Origin of the sequence: uncultured Halomonas sp., assembly GCF_947501415.1 — a bacterium.
Taxonomy (GTDB): domain Bacteria; phylum Pseudomonadota; class Gammaproteobacteria; order Pseudomonadales; family Halomonadaceae; genus Halomonas.
The window spans coordinates 42,211-65,807 of the sequence record NZ_CANMVL010000009.1 but is presented as its reverse complement, the minus strand read 5'-3'; the positions used below and the strand labels follow the sequence as shown (position 1 = coordinate 65,807).

23 protein-coding genes are annotated in these 23,597 nt (G+C 65.6%); 11 read left to right on the top strand and 12 right to left on the bottom strand.

The genetic code is table 11. The features are described from left to right. Window positions 1–86 precede the first annotated feature (86 nt). Window positions 87–1,010, top strand: coding sequence for an EamA family transporter RarD (rarD, locus tag Q0894_RS06350; protein ID WP_299232520.1), 924 nt, complete (start codon window positions 87–89; stop codon window positions 1,008–1,010). Between the two features lie 90 nt (window positions 1,011–1,100). Here rarD and Q0894_RS06345 read toward each other — a convergent pair whose 3' ends face one another. Next, window positions 1,101–2,375 (bottom strand): aminotransferase class I/II-fold pyridoxal phosphate-dependent enzyme, encoded by a 1,275-nt coding sequence (locus Q0894_RS06345; RefSeq protein ID WP_299232517.1) that lies wholly within the window; start codon window positions 2,373–2,375, stop codon window positions 1,101–1,103. Window positions 2,376–2,510: 135 nt separating this feature from the next. On the opposite strand from Q0894_RS06345, the gene sulP reads away from it, so the two are divergent. The 3 genes from sulP (at window position 2,511) to Q0894_RS06330 (ending at window position 5,386) form a co-directional block, all read left to right on the top strand. Continuing rightward, window positions 2,511–4,250, top strand: a complete 1,740-nt coding sequence (gene sulP, locus Q0894_RS06340) for a sulfate permease (RefSeq protein WP_299232515.1) — start codon at window positions 2,511–2,513, stop codon at window positions 4,248–4,250. A gap of 69 nt (window positions 4,251–4,319) precedes the next feature. Beyond that, window positions 4,320–5,006 carry a DNA-binding transcriptional regulator CsiR gene (csiR, locus tag Q0894_RS06335; protein ID WP_195686925.1) on the top strand — a complete coding sequence of 229 codons (687 nt, stop codon included), beginning with the start codon at window positions 4,320–4,322 and terminating at the stop codon, window positions 5,004–5,006. 164 nt (window positions 5,007–5,170) lie between these two features. Beyond that, on the top strand, window positions 5,171–5,386 hold the full coding sequence (locus Q0894_RS06330; protein ID WP_299232513.1) for a ribbon-helix-helix protein, CopG family: 216 nt from the start codon (window positions 5,171–5,173) through the stop codon (window positions 5,384–5,386). A gap of 18 nt (window positions 5,387–5,404) precedes the next feature. Here the strand turns inward: Q0894_RS06330 and Q0894_RS06325 are convergent, their stop codons facing one another. From Q0894_RS06325 to Q0894_RS06315, 3 genes are read right to left on the bottom strand one after another with little or no spacing between them, the layout of a single operon-like run. After that, window positions 5,405–6,349, bottom strand: coding sequence for a biotin-dependent carboxyltransferase family protein (locus Q0894_RS06325; protein WP_299232511.1), 945 nt, complete (start codon window positions 6,347–6,349; stop codon window positions 5,405–5,407). Then, on the bottom strand, window positions 6,346–7,107 hold the full coding sequence (locus tag Q0894_RS06320; RefSeq protein ID WP_299232509.1) for an allophanate hydrolase subunit 1: 762 nt from the start codon (window positions 7,105–7,107) through the stop codon (window positions 6,346–6,348). The genes Q0894_RS06325 and Q0894_RS06320 overlap by 4 nt, the downstream gene beginning before the upstream one ends. Next, on the bottom strand, window positions 7,104–7,865 hold the full coding sequence (locus Q0894_RS06315) for a 5-oxoprolinase subunit PxpA (RefSeq protein WP_299232507.1): 762 nt from the start codon (window positions 7,863–7,865) through the stop codon (window positions 7,104–7,106). The genes Q0894_RS06320 and Q0894_RS06315 overlap by 4 nt, the downstream gene beginning before the upstream one ends. 219 nt (window positions 7,866–8,084) lie before the next feature. On the opposite strand from Q0894_RS06315, the gene Q0894_RS06310 reads away from it, so the two are divergent. The 4 genes from Q0894_RS06310 to Q0894_RS06295 all read left to right on the top strand — a co-directional run bounded on the left by Q0894_RS06310 (window position 8,085) and on the right by Q0894_RS06295 (window position 11,560). After that, entirely contained in the window at window positions 8,085–9,089 is a 1,005-nt protein-coding gene (locus Q0894_RS06310) for a TRAP transporter substrate-binding protein (protein WP_299232505.1), read from the top strand. 65 nt (window positions 9,090–9,154) lie between these two features. Then, on the top strand, window positions 9,155–9,706 hold the full coding sequence (locus Q0894_RS06305) for a TRAP transporter small permease (protein WP_299232503.1): 552 nt from the start codon (window positions 9,155–9,157) through the stop codon (window positions 9,704–9,706). Between the two features lie 14 nt (window positions 9,707–9,720). Then, window positions 9,721–11,016: a TRAP transporter large permease subunit gene (locus Q0894_RS06300; RefSeq protein ID WP_299232501.1), complete on the top strand. Its 1,296-nt coding sequence runs from the start codon at window positions 9,721–9,723 to the stop codon at window positions 11,014–11,016. 7 nt (window positions 11,017–11,023) lie between these two features. After that, window positions 11,024–11,560 carry a winged helix DNA-binding protein gene (locus Q0894_RS06295; RefSeq protein ID WP_299232500.1) on the top strand — a complete coding sequence of 179 codons (537 nt, stop codon included), beginning with the start codon at window positions 11,024–11,026 and terminating at the stop codon, window positions 11,558–11,560. A 291-nt stretch (window positions 11,561–11,851) separates the two neighbouring features. On the opposite strand, the gene Q0894_RS06290 is transcribed toward Q0894_RS06295, so the two are convergent. After that, complete coding sequence (locus tag Q0894_RS06290; RefSeq protein ID WP_299232499.1) at window positions 11,852–12,652, bottom strand: hypothetical protein; 801 nt, start codon at window positions 12,650–12,652, stop codon at window positions 11,852–11,854. 46 nt (window positions 12,653–12,698) lie between these two features. Continuing rightward, window positions 12,699–14,546 carry a protein kinase gene (locus Q0894_RS06285; RefSeq protein ID WP_299232498.1) on the bottom strand — a complete coding sequence of 616 codons (1,848 nt, stop codon included), beginning with the start codon at window positions 14,544–14,546 and terminating at the stop codon, window positions 12,699–12,701. A 287-nt stretch (window positions 14,547–14,833) separates the two neighbouring features. Here Q0894_RS06285 and Q0894_RS06280 point away from each other — a divergent pair, with 287 nt between their 5' ends. The 3 genes from Q0894_RS06280 to Q0894_RS06270 all read left to right on the top strand — a co-directional run bounded on the left by Q0894_RS06280 (window position 14,834) and on the right by Q0894_RS06270 (window position 16,505). Then, window positions 14,834–15,535 (top strand): plasmid pRiA4b ORF-3 family protein, encoded by a 702-nt coding sequence (locus Q0894_RS06280; RefSeq protein WP_299232497.1) that lies wholly within the window; start codon window positions 14,834–14,836, stop codon window positions 15,533–15,535. Between the two features lie 75 nt (window positions 15,536–15,610). Continuing rightward, window positions 15,611–16,099, top strand: coding sequence for a nucleotidyltransferase domain-containing protein (locus Q0894_RS06275; protein WP_299232495.1), 489 nt, complete (start codon window positions 15,611–15,613; stop codon window positions 16,097–16,099). Beyond that, window positions 16,089–16,505: a DUF86 domain-containing protein gene (locus Q0894_RS06270; RefSeq protein ID WP_299232494.1), complete on the top strand. Its 417-nt coding sequence runs from the start codon at window positions 16,089–16,091 to the stop codon at window positions 16,503–16,505. Before Q0894_RS06275 ends, Q0894_RS06270 begins: the two co-directional genes overlap by 11 nt. A gap of 136 nt (window positions 16,506–16,641) precedes the next feature. Here Q0894_RS06270 and Q0894_RS06265 read toward each other — a convergent pair whose 3' ends face one another. From Q0894_RS06265 to Q0894_RS06240, 6 genes are all read right to left on the bottom strand, one after another. Beyond that, on the bottom strand, window positions 16,642–18,324 hold the full coding sequence (locus Q0894_RS06265; RefSeq protein WP_299232492.1) for a dihydrolipoyllysine-residue acetyltransferase: 1,683 nt from the start codon (window positions 18,322–18,324) through the stop codon (window positions 16,642–16,644). A 38-nt stretch (window positions 18,325–18,362) separates the two neighbouring features. Beyond that, window positions 18,363–19,340 (bottom strand): transketolase C-terminal domain-containing protein, encoded by a 978-nt coding sequence (locus Q0894_RS06260; protein ID WP_299232490.1) that lies wholly within the window; start codon window positions 19,338–19,340, stop codon window positions 18,363–18,365. Between the two features lies 1 nt (window position 19,341). Then, window positions 19,342–20,565: a thiamine pyrophosphate-dependent dehydrogenase E1 component subunit alpha gene (locus Q0894_RS06255; RefSeq protein ID WP_299232488.1), complete on the bottom strand. Its 1,224-nt coding sequence runs from the start codon at window positions 20,563–20,565 to the stop codon at window positions 19,342–19,344. 167 nt (window positions 20,566–20,732) lie between these two features. After that, entirely contained in the window at window positions 20,733–21,464 is a 732-nt protein-coding gene (locus Q0894_RS06250) for an ABC transporter permease (protein ID WP_299232486.1), read from the bottom strand. After that, entirely contained in the window at window positions 21,461–22,417 is a 957-nt protein-coding gene (locus tag Q0894_RS06245; RefSeq protein WP_299232484.1) for an ABC transporter ATP-binding protein, read from the bottom strand. The genes Q0894_RS06250 and Q0894_RS06245 overlap by 4 nt, the downstream gene beginning before the upstream one ends. Beyond that, a complete protein-coding gene (locus tag Q0894_RS06240; protein WP_366130975.1) occupies window positions 22,414–23,595 on the bottom strand; it encodes an ABC transporter permease in 1,182 nt (393 codons plus the stop codon). Before Q0894_RS06240 ends, Q0894_RS06245 begins: the two co-directional genes overlap by 4 nt. Window positions 23,596–23,597: the final 2 nt, after the last annotated feature.

Below are 23,597 nucleotides of genomic sequence, written 5' to 3'. Positions count from 1 at the left end.
CACACGGCGAACATCGTCAGCCAGCGCCATGGTCGAAAGGCAAATAGCCTGCTAAGTTACAGCCTGATCCAAGGGTGAGTGACTCCATGACCACAACGTCCACCATCGCCGCCGACCGCGAGGCTCGCCGGGGCGTTATCTTCGGCCTGGCCGCCTACAGCATGTGGGGCTGCTTCCCGCTGTTCTTCGCACTGTTCGAGGGGGTGCCCGCCTATGAGGTCCTGATCCACCGGGTGCTGTGGTCCTGCCTATTTCTGGTTGGCCTGGTGACGCTGCTCGGGCGGTGGGCGCCGATTAGAGAGGCGCTGGGCCAGCCGCGGCGGCTGGGGCGAGTGCTGGGTTGTGCCCTGCTGATCGGGCTCAACTGGGGGCTCTATATCTATTCGGTGGAGACCCGCCAGGTACTGCAGGCCAGTCTCGGCTACTTCATGACGCCGCTGGTCAATGTGGCGCTGGGCATGCTGGTACTGCGCGAGACCATGCATCGACTGCAGGCGGTGGCCGTGGCCCTGGCCACGGCCGCAATCCTGACCCAGCTGATCATGCTGGGTGAACTGCCATGGATCAGCCTGGCCCTGGCCTTCTCCTTCGGCACCTATGGGCTGCTGCGCAAGCAGGTACCCCTGGATGGCCTCTCGGGCCTGTTCGTGGAGACCCTGCTGCTGTTGCCCCTGGGGCTGATCGCCCTGGGCTGGCTGACCCAGGCCGAACTCTCCCACTTCCTGGAGGGTAGCCGAGTCACCCTGCTGCTGATCGCCAGCGGGGTCATCACCGCCCTGCCCCTGCTCGCCTTCGCCGGGGCCGCCAGGCGTCTGCGCCTGGCCACCCTGGGCTTTCTGATGTACCTCAACCCCACCATCCAGTTCCTGATCGCGCTGATGGTCTTCGAGGAGCCACTGAGCGGCGTTCAGCTGGCCACTTTCGTGATGATCTGGACGGGGCTGACCCTCTACACTTGGTCAGCATGGCAAAGCCGGCCACGGGAGACCCCGCAGCCGGCAAGTCGATAATCTCTTGGGCAAGACTATTGCCGTTACCGAACGCGAGGGTTGCCCCCAGATCAGCCCCGACCAACCAAGCTGGCAGCAATAGCCCTGATCTCAGGCCTGGCTGGCCGTCAGGGCCTGATCGAGGTCGGCGATGATATCGTCGACATGCTCGATGCCGATGGAGAGGCGCACCATGTCCGCGGTCACCCCCGCCTTGGCGAGCTCCTCGTCATTGAGCTGGCGATGGGTCGTCGCCGCCGGGATCGAGGAGCAGGTCTTGGCATCACCGATATTGACCAGGCGCAGCACCAGGTTCAGCGCATCATAGAAGCGTGCCCCGGCCTCACGGCCGCCCTTGATGCCGAAGCTGAGGATGCCGGAGGCATGGCCATCCATGTACTTCCTGGCCAGGGCGTGGTCCTTGTGATTCTCGAGGCCGGCATACTGCACCCAGGTGACGGCATCGTGACCCTGCAGATATTCGGCCACACGCTGGGCGTTGTCACAGATGCGCTCGATACGCAGGCCCAGGGTCTCGAGGCCCTGCAGCAGCTGCCAGGCGGCCTGGGCGGAGAGCGCCGCACCCATGTTACGCAACGGCACCACACGGGCACGGCCGATAAAGGCCGCCTCACCCAAGTCGCGGGTATAGCAGACCCCATGATAGGAGACATCCGGCTCGTTCAGCAGTGGGAAGCGCTCGGCGTTGTCGGCCCAGGGGAACTTGCCGGAGTCCACGATCACCCCGCCCACGGTGGTGCCGTGTCCGCCGATATACTTGGTGGCCGAGTGGACCACGATATCGGCGCCATGCTCGATGGGCCGCCACAGGAAGGGGGTGGCCACGGTATTGTCGACGATTACCGGCACACCGTGCCGATGTGCCACCTCGGCCAGGGCCTCCATGTCCACCACGCCACCGGAGGGGTTGCCGACGCTCTCGCAGAACACCGCCTTGGTGCGCGCATCGATCAGCCCCTCGAGGCCGGCGAAGTCATCCTTGTCGGCGAAGCGCACCTCGATGCCCTGGCGCGGCAGGGTATGGGCGAAGAGGTTGTAGGTGCCGCCATAGAGCTCGCTGATCGAGACAATATTGTCTCCTGCCTCGGCAATGGTCTGAATGGCATAGGTGATTGCCGCCATGCCGGAGGCCACCGCCAGACCGGCGATACCGCCCTCCAGGGCCGCCACCCGCTGCTCGAGGACGCCGCAGGTGGGGTTCATGATCCGCGAGTAGATATTGCCCTCGACCTTGAGATCGAAGAGGTCGGCGGCGTGCTGGGCACTGTCGAAGGCGAACGAGGTGGTCTGGTGGATCGGCACCGCCACCGCGTGCTGGTCGTCGGGGGTGTAGGCGTGGTGAAGGGCAATGGTCTCGCGTTGCATATCATGTCCTTGGGTGTGGTGATTGGTGTGGTAATTAAGCTAAAACGTGTTTATCCGATGCTAACCAACTCTGAACGAGACCACTAATATCGTTTAGGCTAGGTGCTTATTCCAACCGCCAGGCCAAGGGGGAACATGCTCAAGCGCTATCTACCGGTCCTGAGCTGGCTACCCCACTATAACCGGCGCCTGCTGGGGGCTGACGTACTGGCCGGCGTGATCGTCACCGCCATGGTGATCCCCCAGTCCCTGGCCTATGCGCTGCTCGCCGGGCTTCCGGCGGTGGTGGGCCTCTACGCCAGCCTGTTGCCGGCGGTGCTCTATGCCCTGCTGGGCACCAGCCGCACCCTGGCGGTGGGCCCGGTGGCGATCATCGCCTTGATGACCGGCGCGGCCCTCTCCAATGTTGCCACCCCGGGCAGCGCCGCCTACCTCCAGGCGGCCCTGGTGCTGTCACTGCTCTCCGGGGCGATGCTGGTCGCCATGGGCCTGCTGCGGCTGGGCTTCTTCGCCAACTTCCTGAGCCACCCGGTGATCGCCGGCTTCCTCGCCTCCTCGGCGGTGCTGATCGCCATCAGCCAGGCAGCCCACCTGGCCGGCATCTCGGCTGACGGCTACACCGCCCTGACGCTGCTGACGAGCCTCGCCGAGCAGCTCCACCGGCTGCACTGGCCGACGCTTGCCATCGGCCTGGGCACCCTGCTCTTCCTGGTCGCCAGCCGCCGTTATAGCCGCCCGCTGCTGATCAAACTGGGCCTCGCCGCCCCCACCGCTGGCCTGGTGGCACGAAGTGGGCCCGTGCTGGCCGTTGTCGCCACCACACTGCTGAGCTGGCAGCTCGGCCTCGAGGAGCGTGGCGTCGCCGTGGTTGGCGCCATTCCCGGCGGGCTGCCACCGCTGACCCTGCCGGAGCTGGACCTCGGCCTGTGGCGTGCCCTGCTGATGCCGGCCCTGCTGATCAGCGTGGTAGGCTTCGTCGAATCCATCTCCATGGCCCAGATGCTCGCCGCCAAGCGCCGTCAACGCATCTCGCCCAATCAGGAGCTGGTCGGACTGGGGGGCGCCAACCTGGCCGCGGCCGTTACCGGCGGCATGCCGGTCACCGGAGGCCTCTCGCGCACCGTGATCAACGACGAGGCGGGGGCCAGGACCCCCTTTGCCGGCCTGTTCGCGGCGCTGGGTATCGGCCTGGTCACGCTGCTGTTCACCCCACTGCTATATCACCTGCCCATCGCCACCCTGGCCGCCACCATCACCGTGGCCATTCTCACCTTGGTCGATATCCCGCTGATCCGTCAGACCTGGCGCTATTCGCGCAGTGACTTCTCCGCCATGGCCGCCACCATCCTGCTGACCCTGACGGAGGGCGTCGAGGCGGGCATCATCAGCGGTGTGGTGCTCTCCATCGGCCTCTTTCTCTATCGTACCAGTCGCCCCCATAGCGCGGTGGTCGGGCGCATTCCGGGCACCGAGCACTTCCGCAGCACCCAGCGCCATGAGGTCGAGACCCTCGGCCATGTGGCCTTCCTGCGCATCGACGAAAGCCTCTACTTCGCCAATGCCCGCTACCTGGAAGATACGGTCATGCAAATCGTGGCTCGTTACCCCGGTCTGGAGCATGTGGTGCTGATCTGCTCGGCGGTCAACTTGATCGACGCCTCGGCGCTGGAGAGTCTGGAGGCCATCAATGAGCGCCTCAAGGAGGCGGAGGTCACGCTGCACCTCGCCGAGGTGAAGGGGCCGGTCATGGACCGCCTGAAGCGCAGCGACTTCCTCGATGACCTGTCCGGCCGGATCTTTCTGAGCACCTTCGCCGCCTGGCAGGCATTCAGGCCCAGTCCGAGCGAAACGACTCATGACGAGGAGATGGAGTAGGCCAGCGGCCATTATCGAGGATGGCGATATTCGGTTATCATGTCAGCACATCGGAAAAATGACGACAACATGGACAGCAAAACACGTGAAAACCTCGGGGTCAGCGCCTACCACCGCCTGAAGAACGACATCATCCGCAATGTCTACAAGCCCGGCGAAAAGCTGCTGATGAGCCGTCTGAAGGAGCGCTACGACCTGGGCGTCGGCCCGCTGCGCGAGGCACTCTCCCAGTTGGTGGCGGAACGCCTGGTGGTGGCCATCAGCCAGCGCGGCTTTCGGGTGGCGCCGATGTCGCTGGCCGAGCTCAACGATATCTATGACGCCAGGGCCCAGATCGAGGGGCTGCTGCTCAGGCTCTCCATCGAGCGTGGCGATGACAGCTGGGAAGCCGACATCCTCGCCCGCGCCCATACGCTCTCCAAGGTGGTGAAGGTCAACTCCTCGGAGGAGCTGCTCGAGGTCTGGGATACCCGCCACCAGGCCTTTCATAGCGCGATCGTCAGCGGCTGTCGCTCCCCCCATCTGCTGCAGATTCGCGACAGCCTGTTCGACCAGGTGGAGCGCTATCGCCATTTATGGCTTCGTGAGACGGTACTCTCCGAAGAGGCCCTGGCGCGCAAGCATCAGGAGCATACCGAACTCGTCGAGGTCATCCTGGCGCGGGACATCGAACGTGCCACCAGGATGATGCGCGACCATCTGATGACCCCGGTGCCGATCATCACCGAGGCGATGCGTCAGCAGGGGCTGGCCTAGGCCCCCCGGCGCCTTTAGCTATCACCTTGTCGGTAACAACGATACCCCTGCAGAGTCGTTCCGATGCCTTTCTCCAGAAAATCTGTCATGGTAGGGACATACAGGCCTGCCAGGATGGCCATTGTCGTGTGACGCGGCAAGCCTCTTACCATGGAGAACGTGTTATGCCCCATCATCTACTGCGGTTTTCACGTGAACTGGATCGACGCCTCGACGCACTCACCCAGACTACCGGCCTGAGCAAGGCTGAACTTATCGAGCGCTGCCTCGAGAGCGGTGTCGCCGCCCTCGAAGCCGAGCTGATGGTGGAGGGAGCTAAGGCGGAGAGAGCCGGCACCAGCATCGACCAGCTGCTGCGCGAGAGTGGCCTGGGGGCCTAGCCGCCGCCAGGCGGCCCGCTATTGTTCCAGCGAGCGCCGGAAGTTACGGTAGTCGCCCAGCGCTCGCTCGCTGGAGGTGGCGACCAGCCTCACCTCCTGCCCCGGCAGGCACTGGGCCAGGCGAGACGCCGCCAGCGGCGTCAGCGCACCCAGCCGGGGATAGCCGCCGATGGTCTGGCGGTCATTGAGCAGCGCAATGGGCTGGCCGTCCGGCGGCACCTGCACGGCCCCGAGCCCGATCCCCTCCGAGATTAATGAGCCGATGCGGCAGCCAAGCCGGGGGCCTGTAAGCCGCACCCCCATGCGATCGGCGCGATCGTCCACCCGCCAGGGTCGGTTGAAGGCGGCATAGAGGCTGGAGCCGGTGAAGTCCGCCACCTGGGCCCCCGGCAGCAGCGTCAGGGTCGCCGGCCCGGTGTAGTCCGGTTGTTCCGGCGTTGGGGCAGGCTCTCTGCCGACCCGCTCCCCTGCCTCCGGCGACACCGCCAGGCGATCCCCCTCGGCGAGCTTGCCGCCATGGCCATCGAAGCCTCCCAGCCCCTCGCGCACCACACAGCTGACACTGCCCAGCACCGGCTCGGCCCGAAAGCCGCCGGCCACCGCCAGATACGCTCGCAGGCCATTGCGTGGCGTGCCAAAGGCCAGGGTCTGACCCTCCTTGATCGACACCGGCCGCCAGAGCGCCAGGGGTTCCCCGTTGAGGGTGGCGGCCAGGTCGGCCCCGGCCACCGCGATGCTCAGGTCGCGTTCGGCCACCAGGGCCAGCCCCCCGAAGGTGACCTCCAGCGCCGGTGTGCCCCAGGCGTTACCTACTAGCCGGTTGGCCCAGGCCCACCCGTGGAGATCCGCTGGCCCGCCCTGGGTCACCCCCAGACGCCGCACGCCGAACCGACCGGCATCCTGCAGCAGCGCCAGAGGCCCCGCACGATCCACGCGAAATCCGATAACGGTATATTTATTCATATACCCGCCTCCAGCGGCCGCGCTTCCATTGGCGTCGCATCACCGCCATGGCGCTCGAATGTCGCCCGGTCCACAGGGACGAACCGCACCCGATCGCCGACCCGCAGCAGGCTGAAGCCCTCCCGATCACGATCGAACAACCGCGCCGTGGTCCTGCCCAGCAGGTTCCAGCCCCCCGGCGACACCGCGGGGTAGGCGGCGGTCTGGCGGCCGGCGATGGCGACGCTGTTGACCGGCACTCGCTGGCGCGGGGTATCCAGCCGCGGCACCTCGAGGCGCCGGTCGAGCAGCCCCATGAAGGCGAAGCCCGGCGCGAAGCCCAGCGCGAAGACACGATACTCCTGGCCGGCATGGCACTCGATCACCGCCTCTCGGCTCATCTCCGTGCGCCGTGCCACCCGCTCCAGGTCCGGGCCCACGCTGGGGTCATACCAGGTGAGCAGCTCATGGAGCTCGCCGGCCCCTGCCTCCTGCTCGGGGGCCGGGTTGGCGAGCAAGTCGGCCAGCAGGTCGGCCAACCGTCGACGCGCCGCCTCGGGGGAGAGCCTAAGCGGGTCGAATACCACCAGCAGCGTGGTATAGGAGGGCACCAGATCGACGAGGGCCTCGCCGAAGGCGGCCTCGCAACGCCGTGCCAGGGCACCCAGCCAGGCCAGGTTGGCCTCATCGATGGTCGAGAAGAGCCGCACCAGCCAGCCATCGAGGCCGGCAGATTCAATCCGCGGCGTGGGCAGTCCTGAGGTCGACGCCTGGCTCATGCCCCGGCTCCCACACGGTTCAGTGCCTCGCGGATCGCCTTCACCGCGGCGATGGACTCGGGATTGTCGCCATGCACACAGAGCGTGTCGGCGGCCAGGGTCAATTCACTGCCATCGTTTGCCACCAGTGGCTCGCCACTGGCGATGCGCACGGCCTGGTCGATGATCACCTCGGGGTCATGATGGACAGCACCTGGCTCCCGGCGCGATACCAGCCGCCCCGCGCCGTCGTAGGCGCGGTCGGCGAAGGCCTCGAACCACAGATTGACCCCGTGCTGGCGGGCCAGGTCGGCGACCGTCGATGTGTCCCGGGTCGCCATGGTCATCAGGGGCAGCGAGGAGTCGAAGGCCAGGATCGCCCGCATCACCGCGCTCATGATCTCCGGGTCCCGGGCCATATCGTTGTAGAGGGCGCCGTGAGGTTTCACATAGCTGACCTCGAGGCCTTCCGCGCGACACACTCCCGCCAGGGCCCCCAGCTGATAGAGCACCAGGTTCTCGACCTCCTGGGCCGAACAGGCCAGTGAACGGCGACCGAAGCCCACCAGGTCGGGATAGGCCGGGTGCGCCCCGACCCGCACGCCATGCCGCGCCGCCAGGCGCACGGTCTGGCGAATCACATCGGGATCCGAGGCATGAAAGCCGCAGGCCACGTTGGCAAGGTCCACATGGGGCATCACCTCCTGGTCCATTCCCATGACCCAGGGGCCGAAGCTCTCCCCCATATCGGCATTGAGCAGCAAGAGGCGTGACATCATGCGAGTCTCCCGATCTGAAATTTGATAAGAATTTACCAACGTTTTGCCGTCAAAACATCGTCTATTAGTCTAGTTATCGTTGACGTAGCCAACTCCTCGCACCTAACCTCGCATCCTTTCAGCGACTACACTCACAGCGTAGCCGCTGACATGAATTCCCTGTCCGGAAAAAACGCGGCAGAAAAAACACTCCAAGAAACACATCACGAGGATCTCTCGATGACTGTTAGCCTCTCCCGACTTCCCTACCTGGCGACCGCCGCCGCTCTCGGCGTCGGCCTGGCCACCATAGGCACAAGCTCCCAGGCCGCCACCGAGTGGGATATGCCCACGCCCTACGGTGATCGCACCTTTCATACCGTCAATATTCGTGAATTCACCGAAGACGTGCGTGAGGCGACCGATGGCGAGCTGGATATCACCGTCCACTCCAACGGTTCGCTGATTGGTCATGCCGAGATCAAGAACTCGGTGCGTCGGGGCATCGTGCCCATGGGTGAGGTGATCATGTCGCGGCTGGCCAACGAGAATCCCATCTTCGAGGTGGATTCCGTGCCCTATCTGGCCGCCAGCTACGAGGAGGCCTGGACGCTGTGGGAGGCCTCCCGCGAGATCATCGCCGAGGAGCTGCAGAAGCAGGGCCTGCGCCTGCTCTTCACCGTGCCGTGGCCGCCCCAGGGCATCTACACCAACCAGGCCATCGAGAGCGGCGACGATCTCAAGAACCTCAGCATGCGTGCCTACAACACCTCCAGCGAGCGTATCGCCCAGCTGGTCGGTGCCGTGCCCACCCAGGTGGAGGTGCCGGACATCCCCACCGCCTTCAGCACCGGCCGCGTCGAGGCGATGATCACCTCGCCCGCCACCGGCGCCGACACCAAGGCCTGGGACTACCTCAACCACTTCAACCACGCCCAGCTGTGGTTGCCGAAGAATATGATCATCGTCAGCGAGAAGGCCTTCTCGCGCCTTCCCGAGGCGAGCCAGCAGGCCCTGCTCGAGGCCGCCGCCGAGGCCGAGACCCGTGGCTGGGAGATGAGTCGCCAGGAGACCGATGACGCCATCGCCGTGCTCGAGGAGAACGGCATCACCGTCACCGAACCCAGCGAGGCACTGGCCGAAACGCTCAAGGAGGTCGGCGACACCATGACCGAGGAGTGGGTCGAACGTGCCGGTGAGCAGGGTCAGACGATCCTCGATGCCTACCGGAGTGCCGGGGAGTAATCCCGAATCGACCGCCCCGGCCACAAGGGCCGGGGCACGCCTGGACCCTTCGTGGAACCTCGCCCATGACCTATCGACTGCGACCCCTCTATAACCTCGGCGGCTACCTCTCGGCCGCCTGCCTGACGCTGATCTGCCTGTTGATCAGCGCCCAGATCGTCGGCCGTCTGATCGACCGACTCGCCACCGCCATCGGTGGCGAGCGCATCGGCCTGGCGATCCCCGCCCTCTCCGATATCTCCGGCTTCCTGCTGGTCGGCGCCAGCTTCCTGGGGCTGGCCTACACCTTCGTGCATGGCGGCCATATTCGCGTCACCCTGCTGATCGGCCGCCTGGCGCCGGCCCTTCGGGCCTGGGTGGAGGTGTTCTGTCTGGGTGTGGCCTTGACGCTATGCCTCTATCTGGCCTGGAACCTCTACTGGCTGCTCGCCGACAGCATCGCCTTCAACGAGACCTCCTATGGGCTGGTGACCATCCCCCTGTGGATTCCCCAGTCCGCCATGATCACGGGGGTGATCCTGTTCTGCCTGGTGTTGATCGAGACGCTGCTGCAGACCCTGAACATCGCCATTCGCCGCCCTCATACCTTCACCATCGATGACAGCGGCCAGGAATAGGTCCGGAGATTCCCATGCTATTGATGATGCTTGTCCTCTTCGGAGCCCTGCTGCTGCTGCTCGGCAGCGGCGTCTGGGTCGCCTTTTCGCTGATGGCCCTCGGCTGGCTGGGGCTCTCCCAGTTCACCTCGATCCCGACTGGCGATGTGATGGCCTCGGATATCTGGGGCTCTAGCTACAGCTGGGAGCTGACCGCCCTGCCGATGTTTATCTGGATGGGCGAGATCCTGTTTCGCTCGCGCCTGGCCGATGACATGTTCACCGGCCTCTCGCCCTGGATGCAGCGCATCCCCGGCCGCCTGCTGCATACCAATGTGGTGGGGTCGGGGCTCTTCGCGGCCGTCTCCGGCTCGTCGGCGGCCACCTGTGCCACCATGGGCAAGATGACCATTCCGGAGCTGACCCGGCGCGGCTACGACGAGAGTGTCGTGATCGGCACCCTGGCGGGCTCCGCCACCCTGGGACTGCTGATTCCCCCCTCGATCATCCTGATCGTCTACGGCGTGGCCACCGACCAGTCCATCTCACGCCTGTTCATGGCGGGGGTGCTGCCGGGCCTGATGCTGATCTCGCTGTTCGCCCTCTATCTGATGCTCTGGGCGTGGCGCTATCCGGACCGGGTGCCCCCGGGGGAGGAGCGCCTGCCGCTGGGCGAGAAGCTGCGCCGTGCACGGCGGCTGATTCCGCTGCTGGGGCTGATCGTCGGTGTGATCGGCTCGATTTACGCCGGCCTCGCCTCCCCCACCGAGGCCGCGGCGGTGGGCGTGGTCCTCTCGCTGCTGCTGGCGCGCTTTCAAGGCACCATGAATCGCCGCGTCTTCAGCGATGCCCTGCTCGGTGCCGTTCGCACCTCGACAATGATCGCCTTTATCCTGGCCGGCGCCTCCTTCCTGACCGCCGCCATGGGCTTCACCGGGCTGCCTCGGGATCTCGCCGCCTGGATCGGCACCCTGGAGCTGTCACCCTGGATGCTGCTGGCGGCCCTGACGCTGCTGTTCATCCTGCTGGGCTGCTTCCTCGATGGCATCTCGGTGGTGGTATTGACCACCTCCATCATGCTGCCCATGGTGGAGGCGGCGGGCATCGATCTGATCTGGTTCGGCATCTTCCTGGTGATCGTGGTGGAGATGTCCCAGATCACACCGCCCGTGGGCTTCAACCTGTTTGTGCTCCAGGGCATGACCGGCCGCAACATCCTCTCCATCGCCTGGGCCGCCCTGCCCTTCTTCTTCCTGATGCTGCTGGGAGTGGTACTGATCTCGCTCTTCCCCGAGATCGTCACCTATCTGCCCAGCGCCATGAACAAGTAGGCATTCCATGACAGACTCTACCGTCACTCACCCCAGGGGCCGCGTCAGCGGCCCCATCGTCTCCTCGGAGCACCTCTCTCACCGAGCCCAGGAGCAGTCGGAGTTCGAGTTCGGCATGATCATCGCCTCCCACGCCTTCACCCGCTGGATGGTGCGCTGCATGGCCGCGGCCGGCTACCCGGAACTGGGCTCTCTGGATGTGCTGGTGTTGCATAGCGTCAATCACCGCGAGCGTGCCAAGCGCCTGGCAGATATCTGCCTGGTGCTCAATGTCGAGGATAGTCACACCGTGACCTATGCCCTCAAGAAGCTGGCCAAGCATGAGCTGGTGCAGGGCGAGAAGCACGGCAAGGAGACCTTCTTCCGCACCACCGAACTCGGGCGCAGCACCTGCCAGCGCTATGCCGAGATTCGCGAGGACTGCCTGATCGAGTCGCTCTCCTCGCTTGGCATCGAGCCCGAGGAGACGAGTCGCCTGGCCAGCATGCTGCGGGCGATGTCGGGGATCTATGACCAGGCTGCCCGGGCAGCGGCTTCCCTGTAGTCCTAGTAGTGCTCTAGGACTATCTCTGACAGCACCTCACTCAAGGCTGTTCCGGTGACAGGCCTGTTCGGGAGCGCTGTGAATACCTCCCTGTACGCTACCTCGGCCCTGCGGCGCTCTCGCGTCCCGCTCCGCTTGCAGGTCCGGTGCTGGCCATCCATGGCCAGCCCGTTCGGAGCAGTGCTCCTAACCCCTGGTCCTCGGACCCCCTCTCCGACCTGTCCCCGGCGCCTTTCGCTGCCATGGAGGCAGAGCCAATTGCGATTGATCCAGGAGTCGCCCAGGGGTGGCTCAAGCCGCCTTGCGGGCGTAGAGCCGGCGCGCCCGCCACAGGCTGAACATGAAGAGCAGCGCACTGGTGAGCATCGATGCCACCAGGGAGAGCAAAAAGACCAGCATGCCGGGTAGCTGCCCCACCCCGAGATAGCTGACGGTGCAGAAGGCGAGCAGGCTGAGCATTCCCCGCTGGGTCATGCTCACCGTCATGCGCGCCACCTCGGCCCCGTAGCGCTCATGCAGCGCCCAGGCAATGGTCAGGATGCCGGCGGGGAACCCCATGATCACCCCGGAAAACTCGGGCCCCGCCCGGGCCCCCAGGGTGGTGGCCAGGCTCACCACCCCGCCGGCCAGCAGGCCGCGCAGCAGCAGATCGAGCCAGCCCGAGCTCGCCACCACCACCGGCTGTTCCAGCCTGAGCCAGCGGTTGATCCCCTCGGCCACCACGAGCACCGCCAGATAGGCGCCGAGGGCCCACGCCAGGCCCCCGGGGAGGTGCAGCGCGAGCAGCGCCGCCGGCAACCACACCAGGCAGGACAGCCCCAGGCTCCTGAGGGCCGAGAGCCGCTCGGCGGTGATCACGAAGCAGACGGTGAACAGCAGGGTCGCCACCAGGGCATGCAGGGTCGAGAGCACCGCCTCCTGCACGAAGGCCGGTTCCTGCTCACGCAGGATGAAGAAGTAGCCCGGCCCCAGGATCACCGGGGTGCCGGCGAGAATTCCGCCGAGACGCGGCCCCACCCGGGCCACCGCCAGGGCCACCAGGATCACGATGCCGGCGGTGGCCAGTAGCTTGAACAACATCGGCTGCAGCATGGGCCGCATCACCTCCCTGTGACAGATGCAGAAACGACGCCTGATGCTACCCGCTTTCCCGGAGGGGCGACAGCTCGGCCACCTGGCGCGGATTTCGCGGATAGAAGCGCTCCGGCTGGGACTCCACATGCGGGAAGAATCGCGTGTCCTTGTAGGGCATCTTCATGAAGCCGGAGATTCCGAGGCCTTCGATCAACCCCACCGCGGCCAGGATATCCTCCAGGCGCTGGCGAAACTCCGCCTCGCGGGAGGGATCCAGCAGCCGATAGTAGCTGTGGATCTTGAGGTGGTGAGGCAGCGCCTCGAAGATGATCATGCCGGTATGGTGGATATCGTTGAGCGCTTCCAGCGAGACGATGATGGTCTCGGGCAGGACCAGAAACTCCTCCGGGTCGGGGCCATCCTCGAAGTAGCTATGCAGTCGGCTGCGATCCTCCAGCTCCGGTACCGCACTGACCTCATAGCGCAGCTGCATGGTGGGCTCGAGCACGAAGGGCTGATCCGCCGCCTCCCGCTCCAGGTGCAGGGTGTCCCGGGCGTTGAACAGGCAGCTCTTGAAGATGCCCTGGCGATAGATGGCCCGGGCCAGGTTGACCATATTGTTCACCGCGGCGATAAAGGCGGGCTTGAGCGCCGGGTCATGCAGGTTCAGGGTGGTGTCGATATAGACCCCCTCGCGCTCCCAGCGTACCGCCAGCCCGCCCACCACCGGATAGCGGCCGAGGCGACTCACCGCGGCGAGAAACGCCTTCTCGGTCTCCCCCATGCCCTGCATGAAGTTCTTGTAGTAGCGGTCGAGCTGCACATCATTGACGTCGTTGAGGGTCTCGGCGACCCCCTCCTCGCGCAGGAAGGCCTTGCGCGAGCTGTAGACCACGGTGTCGATCTCGCGGCCGGAGGGTCGGGTCCACACCGGCACCAGCGGCAGCTCCGCCGGCTCGGGCAGATCGATCATCACCGTGCGTGCCATGCGTGGCATCTCGCGGATAAAGTGATCGCCGGCCCTCATGCGCAGGCGAGGATCGGGGTCGAGCATGCCATCGAGCATGCGCGCAAACTCGACCGGCAGCCCCAGGGAGGTGGCCGGGATGGCGTGATGACCGAAGCGGCAGGACTGGGCCGAGGCCAGGGCATAGAGGGTGCCCGCGGCCCCCTGCTCATCGAAGCGCGGCGAGGAGAGCGCACCATTGAGCTGCTCGTCGCCGATGAAGTAGACATCACCCAGGCGGGCATTGGTCTGCTGAAGGTTGTCCGACATCAGCTCCATGACACTGGCGGCCACGAACTGTTGATTGGCATCGAGCTGGGCGAACACCGAGGAGCCCCAGTCGATCAGGGCGATGGTCTCGTCCCGGGCATCGAACACCAGGTTGGAGGGTTTGATATCGCCATGAACGATCGGCTTGCCCGCCGGCCCCTTCTCCTGGCGCAGGTTGCGCAAGATATCGGCGAGCTGGTCGGCGATGCGCACGACCAGCCTGGGTGGGAGGCGCCCCTCGCGCAGGGAGACCTCCTCGAGGTTCCACCCTGGCGCCCGCTGCATCACCAGGATCGACTGGTTGCGCACCCGCTGGTAGGCGATCAGCCCCGGCACCCGCGGATGGGCCACCTGCTCGAGCATGAAGGCCTCCTCCTCGAGGCGGTCCTGCAGATGCTGCGGCAGAGTGATCCGGGTGAACTTGAAGACGTACTGATCCCCAAGGGCGGTGACGCCGGCGAAGACGAAGCCATAGGCCCCCTTGCCGATCAGCTCGATATCCCGGTAGCCCAGCCGCTCGAGCTTCTCCTGACAGAGCGCCACCCACGCCTTGAGCTTGCGGGCATCATCCTGACTGAGGAGATAGACCGACTGCTCCTCGGGAATATAGAACTGCTGCAGCGGCGCCTGGGTCATGAAGGTATCTCCTGTTCAGGCCCTCAGGATCTGTCCCTGAGGGATCCCCAGGTATTTTGAAACCAATACTCTACTCTCTGTTGTACGACGACCTCATCCTTGAGTAGGTGGATCAGGGTCGCCTGCCGGCATCGCGATGGTGGTGTCGTGAGCCACACTAACAGGACGACGCGTGAGTGTAGCCTCTTGGCATGATTTCGTGGGGGTTTCCTCGTGGACTTTCCTTGGGTGTCCGGGACGGTATCAGGCTACCATGGCGTCACACTTTTCCTTGCCGGAGAGACCTCATGCCCGATATTCGGCTGCGCATCGAGCTGCTCGATACCGATCCGCTGGTCTGGCGCCGCGTGGTAGTGCCTGAGCGGATCAACCTGCACCGTCTCCACGAACTCATCCAGGATGTGATGGGTTGGGGGGATTGTCATCTCTACGAGTTCGAGTGTAACGGCCGCTACTACGGCGAGCCGGACGAGTGGAGCGATAGGCCCATCGCCCTGGCTCGCAATGCCAAGCTCAAGGCGATCGCGGCGCGGGCCAGGGATAATGCCTTCCACTATCTCTACGACTTTGGCGACGGTTGGGAGCACCGTATTATCGTTGAGGCTACGGGGATGGAGGAGCTCGACCCCTGCCCGAGATTTGTCGGCGGCGCCATGGCGTGCCCACCGGAGGATATTGGCGGCACAGTGGGCTATGCCGCATTGAAGGCGGCTGCCACCGGCGAGCAGGATGCGCACGGTCAGGAGCTGCTGGAGGGGCTCGATGGCGAGTTCGACCCCGAAACGCTGGATGAGGTGGAGATCGCCGACATGCTCGAGCCTTTCCAGGCGGGCTTCCGGCGCTTGGGGGAAGCACCGAGCGAGCCACGCCAGGCGCTATCGAAGCAGTCACAGGCCCTCGATATGGAGAAATCGCTCAAGGCGCAGGGTATCCACAATATCGAAGAGCTGATGCAGGTTCTGCAGGGCGAGATAGACAGGAACCGCTGATGATTTACACGAGATAGGGACAGTTCCCTCGCAGGGACAGTCACAGACCTGGTCGGTGCCGCCGAAGGTGGTGCCATGGCGTGGGACGGTCACGGCGATTTTGGCAGGGTTGCCACTGCTGTGTGGGCCACCGACAATCAAGACAAACAAGCGGGTCTAGGAGCAGCATTGGGTATGAAGGAGTCACTGAAATCAATTAGCGAAGTACTGACACATATCGATGATCTTGATTTCGCGGTCCTGATCGGTAGCCGCACCAGGGACGATGCCCACCCCGGCAGTGACTGGGATATCGCCATACAGTGGAAGAAGGACAGTGTCCCAGCCCTGGAAGTCTTGTCACGCAATGAACGGCTCAGATCTGAACTGGCTCAGCGCCTGGGCTGTGAACCGGACGATGTCGATATCATTGACCTGATGCGAGCTAACTTGACGATGCGTGCTGTCGTTGCCGAAGAGGGCATTCCCCTGGCCGGAGAGAACGATCTGCCATGGATGCGCTTTTTGAGTCGCACCTGGCATGATCTCGAGCATTGGTATCTGGAGCAAGAGTATGCGGTTTGATCTCTATTTAGCGGAAACTCGCCAGCTGGCGGCACGGCAGAGTGCTGTTCTGGATCAGGCTGCAGCACTACTGGACCGGGGGCATATCCTGAGCGCACTGGAGGAAAACGGAGTTCTACACAGTCTGCAAGTACTCACCGAAAATGCCATTGGCAAAGCGAAACATATCCTCAAGGCCATGGGTGAACCCGTACCGGTCTCCGCCTACGATGCCTTCAAGACACTATCGATTCTCGGCCAGGTCGATGCCAGCGACCTGCCGACCTGGAACGCCGTGATTGGACTAAGGAATCGTATCGTTCACGATTACCTGAACCTGGATATCGAGATCGTTCTCGCCCTGGTGGCTGAGCGAAAACACCACTTTATTCGTGACTACCTGATGGCTGATATAAGCGATAGCTAGCACCGTCAGAGACGGCCCCTGTCGGGGACTGTCCCAGCCGTTGTGATTCTCCAGGACAGTCCCCGGCCATGCCGCCCACCCACCACGGAGGACGCTGCCGGCGACAACACCGCCGTCCAGGGCTGCCCCGGTACCGTCAGCCGAGGTGGAGCAGCATGCGCTCGGGATCCTCCAGATAGCCTTTCCAGGCATTACAGAAGCGCGCGATGGTGCCGCCATCGATGACCCGATGGTCCCCCGCCCAGGTCACCGTCATGATCGCCCGCTTGACCACGCGATCTTCGGCATCGAAGCGTGGCAGCCACTGGGTCTTGCCGATGGCGACGATGGCCAGCTCCGGGGCATTGATGATGGGCGCGGCATAGGTCCCGCCCAGGGCGCCGATATTGGAGATGCTGATGGTGCCGTCACGCAGATCCTCCTGGGCCACCTTGCCCGACCTGGCCGCCTCGGTCAGACGCTGCACCTCGGCCGCCACCTCGAGCAGGCTGCGCCGCTCCACGCCCTTGACGTTGGGCACCAGCAGGCCCGTTCGGCTATCCACCGCCATGCCGACGTTGACCGACGGCAGGTAGTGGATCTCGCTGACGTCGTCATTGAGCCGGGCGTTGAGAATCGGTGCCTCGCGCACCGCTAACGCCATCGCCTTCATGAAGAAGGGCATCAGGGTCAGGCGCGCGCCCTCGGCCTGGGCCAGTGGCTTGAGGCGTTCACGCAGGGCCAGCAGCGCGGTGACGTCGATCTCCTCGCCATACTGAAAGTGCGGAATGGTGCTGGCCGACTCCACCATGCGCCGTGCCATCACCGCACGCACGCCACGCAACGGCTCCACCCGCACCTCTCCCTGGGAGGGCGCCGAAGGAGCCGACGAGGCGGGCGCCGTCGCCTGTGAGGCCGCGGATGCCTTCTCGCCGGAGGCGCTCGCCGCGCCGCCCTGTTCGATATAGTTGAGCACATCCTCCTTGAGCACGCGCCCCTGCTTGCCGCTGCCGGGCACCGCCTCCAGGGAGAGGTCATGCTCGCGCAGCAGGCGACGCACCGCCGGCGCGGCGGGAATGCGTCCATAGGGTCCCCGGCCCCGCACGCCGTCGGGGCCGCCGGACGACGCCTCGCGCACCGGGGCCCGCTCGGCGGTGGCCGCCGGGGTTGACGGCCGCTCGGCCGCAGCGCCGCTCTCCTCATCCTCGTCGACGCCCGCCTCCGGCGTGTAGGCGTAGAGCGGTGCATGGACCCTGGCGATCTCGCCCTGGGCCACATGCAGCCTGCTCATCACCCCCGCCTCGGGCGCGGTGATCTCCACCAGCGCCTTGTCGGTCATCACATCGACCACCGGCTGGTCCTCGGCGATGGGCTCACCCTCCTGGATGCGCCACTCCACCACCTCGCACTCGACGATCCCCTCGCCGATATCGGGCAGGATAAAGTCCTTCGCCGCCCGCCCCCGAGACCCGGAGGCCGAGTCGGGTGTGGACGATGCCGCGGTGGATGGTGCCGCAGCGGGGGCTGCCGCGGTGGACGCCGATGCCGCCGATGCCTCTTCTGCTGGCTCGCCACCCGACGCGGCCGTCTCCGTCGAATCGGCACCCTCCGCCTCGTAGGCGAACAGCGGAGCATGCACCTTGGCAATCTCCCCCTGGGGCACATGCAGGCGGGTGATGCGTCCGGCCTCGGGGGCGGTGATCTCGACCAGCGCCTTGTCGGTCATCACCTCGACCACCGGCTGGTCCTCCTCGATCACGTCGCCTTCGGCCACGCGCCACTCCACCACCTCGCACTCCACGATACCTTCACCGATATCGGGCAACATGAAATCGCTCATCTCGTCGTCTCCTCGACTGGTCGCTTCCGATATCGGTTTCAGAAGGCCACGCTGGCCTTGATCGCCTCGAACACCTTCAGGTGATCCGCCAGGTACTCCTTCTCCAGGGTCAGCGGGAAGGGGGTATCCATGCCGGTCACCCGGGCGATGGGCGCTTCCAGGTAGAGGAAACAGCGCTCCTGCACGGTCGCGGCGACTTCGCCGGCGAAGCCACCGGTCAGCGGGGCCTCATGGGTGATCACCAGGCGACCGGTCTTGAGCACCGACTCCACCACGCTGTCCTCATCCCAGGGCAGGATGGAGCGCAGGTCGATCACCTCACAGGAGATCCCCTCCTTCTCGGCAAGCTCCACGGCACGCTCGATCACCTCCATCTGCGCCCCCCAGCCGAGCACGGTGACGTCGCTACCCTCCCGGGTCACCTCCGCCTCGCCGATCGGCAGCTGGTAGTCCTCCTCGGGCACCTCGCCGGTGGAGGCGCGATAGAGGCGCTTGGGCTCGAAGAAGAGGACCGGGTCGGGGTCACGGATCGCCGCCAGCAACAGGCCCTTGGCCTGGTAAGGGTTGCGCGGCACCACGATCTTGAGCCCTGGCGTATGCGCGAAGTAGGCCTCCGGGGACTGGGAGTGATAGAGCCCGCCGGAGATGCCGCCGCCGTAGGGCGTGCGGATGGTCAGGCCGCCCACATTGAAGAGATCACCGGAGCGGTAGCGGAACTTGGCCGTCTCGTTGACGATCTGGTCGAAGGCCGGAAAGATGTAATCGGCGAACTGGATCTCCGCCACCGGCACCGAGCCCTGGGCCGCCAGGCCGTTGGCGAAGCCGATGATACCCTGCTCCACCAGCGGGGTATTGAAGCAGCGCGAGCGGCCGTACTTCTCCTGCAGATGGCTGGTGGCACGGAAGACGCCGCCGAAGATGCCGACGTCCTCACCGAAGCAGAGGACCCTGTCATCCTCCGCCATGGCGATATCGAGGGCGTTGTTGATCGCCTGCAGCATGTTCATTGTCGGCATCTCACTCCCCCTCCTGGGCTTGTGCGTCGCTGGCGTCATCACGCGCCTTCACATCCGGATCCAGGGAGCGCGCCCCCTTCGGATAGGACTCGGGATACTGGCGGATATGGCGCTTGAGCTGGTCGAGCTGTCGCTGCAGCGCCGGCGTGACGTCGGCATAGACATCGCTGACCAGGCTGTCCAGCGGAGGCGGCGGGCGCTTCTCGGCACGCTTCATGGTCTCGAGCACCTCCCGACGCAGCGACTCCTGTAGCGCCTTCTCCTCGTCGTCGTTCCACCAGCCCTGACCGACCAGCCAGTGCTGCATGCGCAGGATCGGGTCCTTCTCGCGCCAGGCTTCCTCCTCCTTCTTGGAGCGATAACCGGAGGGATCATCCGACGAGGAGTGGGCCGCCAGGCGGTAGCTCATCGCCTCGATCAGCACCGGCTTGTTCTGCTCCACGGCGATGCGCCGCGCCTCGCGAGTCGCGGCCAGCACCGCCAGGATGTCGTTGCCGTCGACGCGAATCACATGCATGCGGTAGCCGTAGGCTCGGGGCGCCACGCCATCGGCGGCGAACTGCTCGATGGAGGGCGTCGAGATCGCATAGCCATTGTTGCGACAGAAGAAGATGACCGGTGCTTCATGCACCGCGGCCATATTGAGTGCGGCGTGGAAGTCCCCTTCCGAGGCGGCGCCCTCACCGAAGAAGCAGAGCGTACAGAGCTCATCCCCGGCCAGCTTCTGGCCGTAGGCGTAGCCGGCCGCCTGGGGGATCTGGGTGGCCAGCGGCGAGGAGATCGTCATGTAGTGCAGCTTGCGTGAGCCGTAGTGGATCGGCATCTGCCGACCCTTGCCATAATCGAGCTCGTTGCCGAACAGCTGGTTCATGAACTCGTCATAGCTGAAGCCGCGATAGACCAGCGCCCCCTGCTCACGGTACTGGGCCATGATCATGTCGGCATCATCCAGGGCCGCCGTGGCGCCGATCACCGCCGCCTCCTCGCCGGTGCACTGCATGTAGAACGAGAGGCGTCCCTGGCGTTGAGCCGCCATCATCCGTTCATCGAGCACCCGGGTGGCCACCATGCTGTGGTAGATCTTGAGGGCCTGCTCGCGGGAGAGCTCGGGGGCCTCGCCACCGTCGTACAGGGTGCCGTCCTGCTTGAGCAGACGGAAGGTGGGAATCGAAAGCTCGTCGCCGGTCAGAAACGTCGGCGAATGGATCTCTTGTGTCGTTGTCATCTTGGCATCCTCTACCTCTTGTGGAGGTAGTGTTGTCGCTTGTCTCGACCCTCGCCAGGAGGATCACTCCCGTGGGATCAACGCAACCCAAGGTTGACGTTAACGTAACCTGACAAGAACCGACAGCCATATAGGATTCACCTTTGGTCGCATAGCGCCAGACGATTTCACTGGCGGCCTGACAAAAGACGGGCAAAAAAGCTATCTACCGTCAGCGCCAGCAGACCGATCAACAAGGCCCCCTGAAGGATATAGGCGGTATTGCCATTGACGATGCCGGCGATGATCGGTGCCCCGAGATTGCTCGCCCCGACGGTCGCCCCCAGCGCCGCGGTGGCAATGTTCACGGTCACCGAGGTGCGGATACCGGCCAGGATGACCGGCGCCGCGAGCGGCAACTCCACCTGCCATAGCCGCTGGGCGGCGCCCATGCCCATGCCCCGTGCGGCCTCCTCGACCCCGGGGTCGAGCCCCTCCAGGCCCGCCAGGGTGTTGCGCACGATCGGCAGCAGCCCGTAGAGCAGCAGTGCCACGATGATCGGCCAGGTGCCGAAGCCAAGCACCGGCACGGCCAGGGCCAGTACCGCCACCGGCGGAAAGGTCTGACCCATGGAGGCGACCTGGGCCACCAGGGGCAGGAAGTCGCGCCCGGCGGGACGGGTCACCAGGATTGCCGCCCCGACGCCCATCACCACCGCCAGGCTGGAGGCGATCGCCACCACCTGCAGATGACGCAGCAGCAGGGTCAGCAGGTCGGCCTGGGGGTAGAGGACCCGGCGCGCCTCGGGCTCGCTCCAGCGCAGCAGCGGCTCGAGCCACTCGCCTCCCGCGGCCAGCACCAGCAGCAGGACGAGCCAGGTCAGGGGCACGACCCAGCGCTTGAGACGGTTCGCGATCACCTGTCACGACCCTCCGCACGGGCGACGCCGACGATGCCACGCAGCGAGATCTCCCCCACCGGCATGTCGTCGTCATCCACCACCGCCAGGCGCTCGACGCGTTCGCGGAACATCACCGCCAGGGCCTGGTGGAGGGTCGCCTCCCGGGCGACCCTGGCCTGGGGCAGCAGCCGGGGCGAGAGGGGGCGCATGCGCTCGACGACCGGCGTGATGGCCGCCTCCTTGAGGCCCCGATCATCGCCCCCCAGCAGCGACGCCACGAAGTCATCGGCCGGCGCCCGCAACAGCTCGAGTGGACTGCCCTGCTGGACGATGCGCCCCGCCTTCATGACCACCAGGCGGTCGGCCAGGGCCAGGGCCTCATCCATGTCGTGGGTCACGAAGACGATGGTCTTCTGCAGGCGTGCCTGCAGGTCGTGCAGTTCGACCTGCAGCCCCTCCCGGGTGATCGGGTCCAGGGCGCCGAAGGGCTCATCCATCAGCAGGATATCGGGGTCCGCCGCCAGTGCCCTGGCCACCCCCACCCGCTGGGCCTGGCCGCCGGAGAGCTGGGCCGGATACTTGTCGGCGAACTGCTCGACCGGCAGGCCCAGCAGCGCCATCAACTCCTCGACGCGCTCGTTGACCCGGGCGGCCGGCCACTTGAGCAGCCGCGGTACCAGGCCGATATTGCGCGCCACGCTCCAGTGGGGAAACAGCCCCGTGCTCTGGATCGCATAGCCGATCCGCCGACGCAGTATCCGGCCGTCGAACTCGCGGATGGGGCGGCCATCGATATGGATCTCGCCACCATCATGCTCGATCAGGCGGTTGATCATGCGCAGGGTGGTGGACTTGCCGCACCCCGAGGTGCCCACCAGGGCACATAGCTCCCCTCGGTTCACCGTCAGCGAGATGGCATCCACCGCCGTCTCGCTACCGAAGCGCTTGGTGACGCTCTTGAGTTCGATCATGGGGTGGCTCCCGTGGTCTGACCGGAGCGGTGATCCAGGCGCCGCGTCAGGGCGCCCAGCAGCGCATCGACGGCCAGGGCCATGGCCAGGATCGGCAAGGCGCCGAGCAGCACCAGATCCATGGCCGCCTGGCCCAGGCCCTGAAAGATAAAGGTGCCCAGGCCGCCGGCGCCGATCAGTGCCGCCACGGCGGTGAGGCCGATCGCCTGGACGGTGGTGATCCGCACCCCCTCGAGCACCACCGGAAGTGCCAGGGGCAGGCGCACCTGGCGAAAGACCTGGCCGCGGCTCATGCCCATGCCACGCGCCGCCTCGAGCACGCCGGGCTCCACCCCGGAGAGGGCAACGAAGGTGTTGCGCACCATGGGCAGCAGGCTATAGCCCAGCAGCGCCAGGAAGGCGGGCGCCCAGCCGATACCGCTGACGCCCAGCGCCGACAGCCAGTCGAAACGGGCCGACAGCCAGGCCAGTGGCGCCAGCAGCAGGCCGAACAGTGCCAGACTGGGAATGGTCTGCAGGAAGTTGAGCAGCGCAAAGCCCAGGCGTTCGACCCGCGGGCTCTGACGCATGGCCAGGGCGATGGCCGCCCCCAGCAGCAGGCTCATGCCCACGGCACCACCCACCAGCAGCAGATGCTGGACCAGGGCCTCGCCGAAGGCCTCTCCCCGCCCCGCAAGCTCCTGCCGTAGCGCCAGCGACTCGAGCCCCTTGCCGGCCAGCCACCAGCCGGCCAGTACCGGCACGATCGAGAGCGCCAGCCGCCAGCCGGCCAGCGCCAGCCGGGTACGCAGCTCGATCAGCAGCAGCGAGAGCCAGAACAGCATCAGCCACCAGGCGGCGCCGATCCCGACCCGGGCCTGGGGCAGCCCGGGATCGAGATGTTGCTGCGCCATCAGCGCCAGCCATAACGGCAAGGCCGCCAACAGCAGCAGGGTCAGGGCCAGCGCCACCCGATAGCCTGGACGCGTGGGGCGCCAGGCCACCGCCAGCAGTCCCAGCAGCGGCAGACAGCTCACCATCGCCAGCGGCCAGCCCACGGCCTGGGCAAGCGGATAGGCGGTGCCGGGCATGATGCGGTTGGGCGCGATGCTGCCCAGGGGCAGCCACAGCCAGGTGACCAGCGCCATCAGCGTCAGCGACAGCACCACGCGATTGATCGGCGCCTCCCTGCGCAGCACCC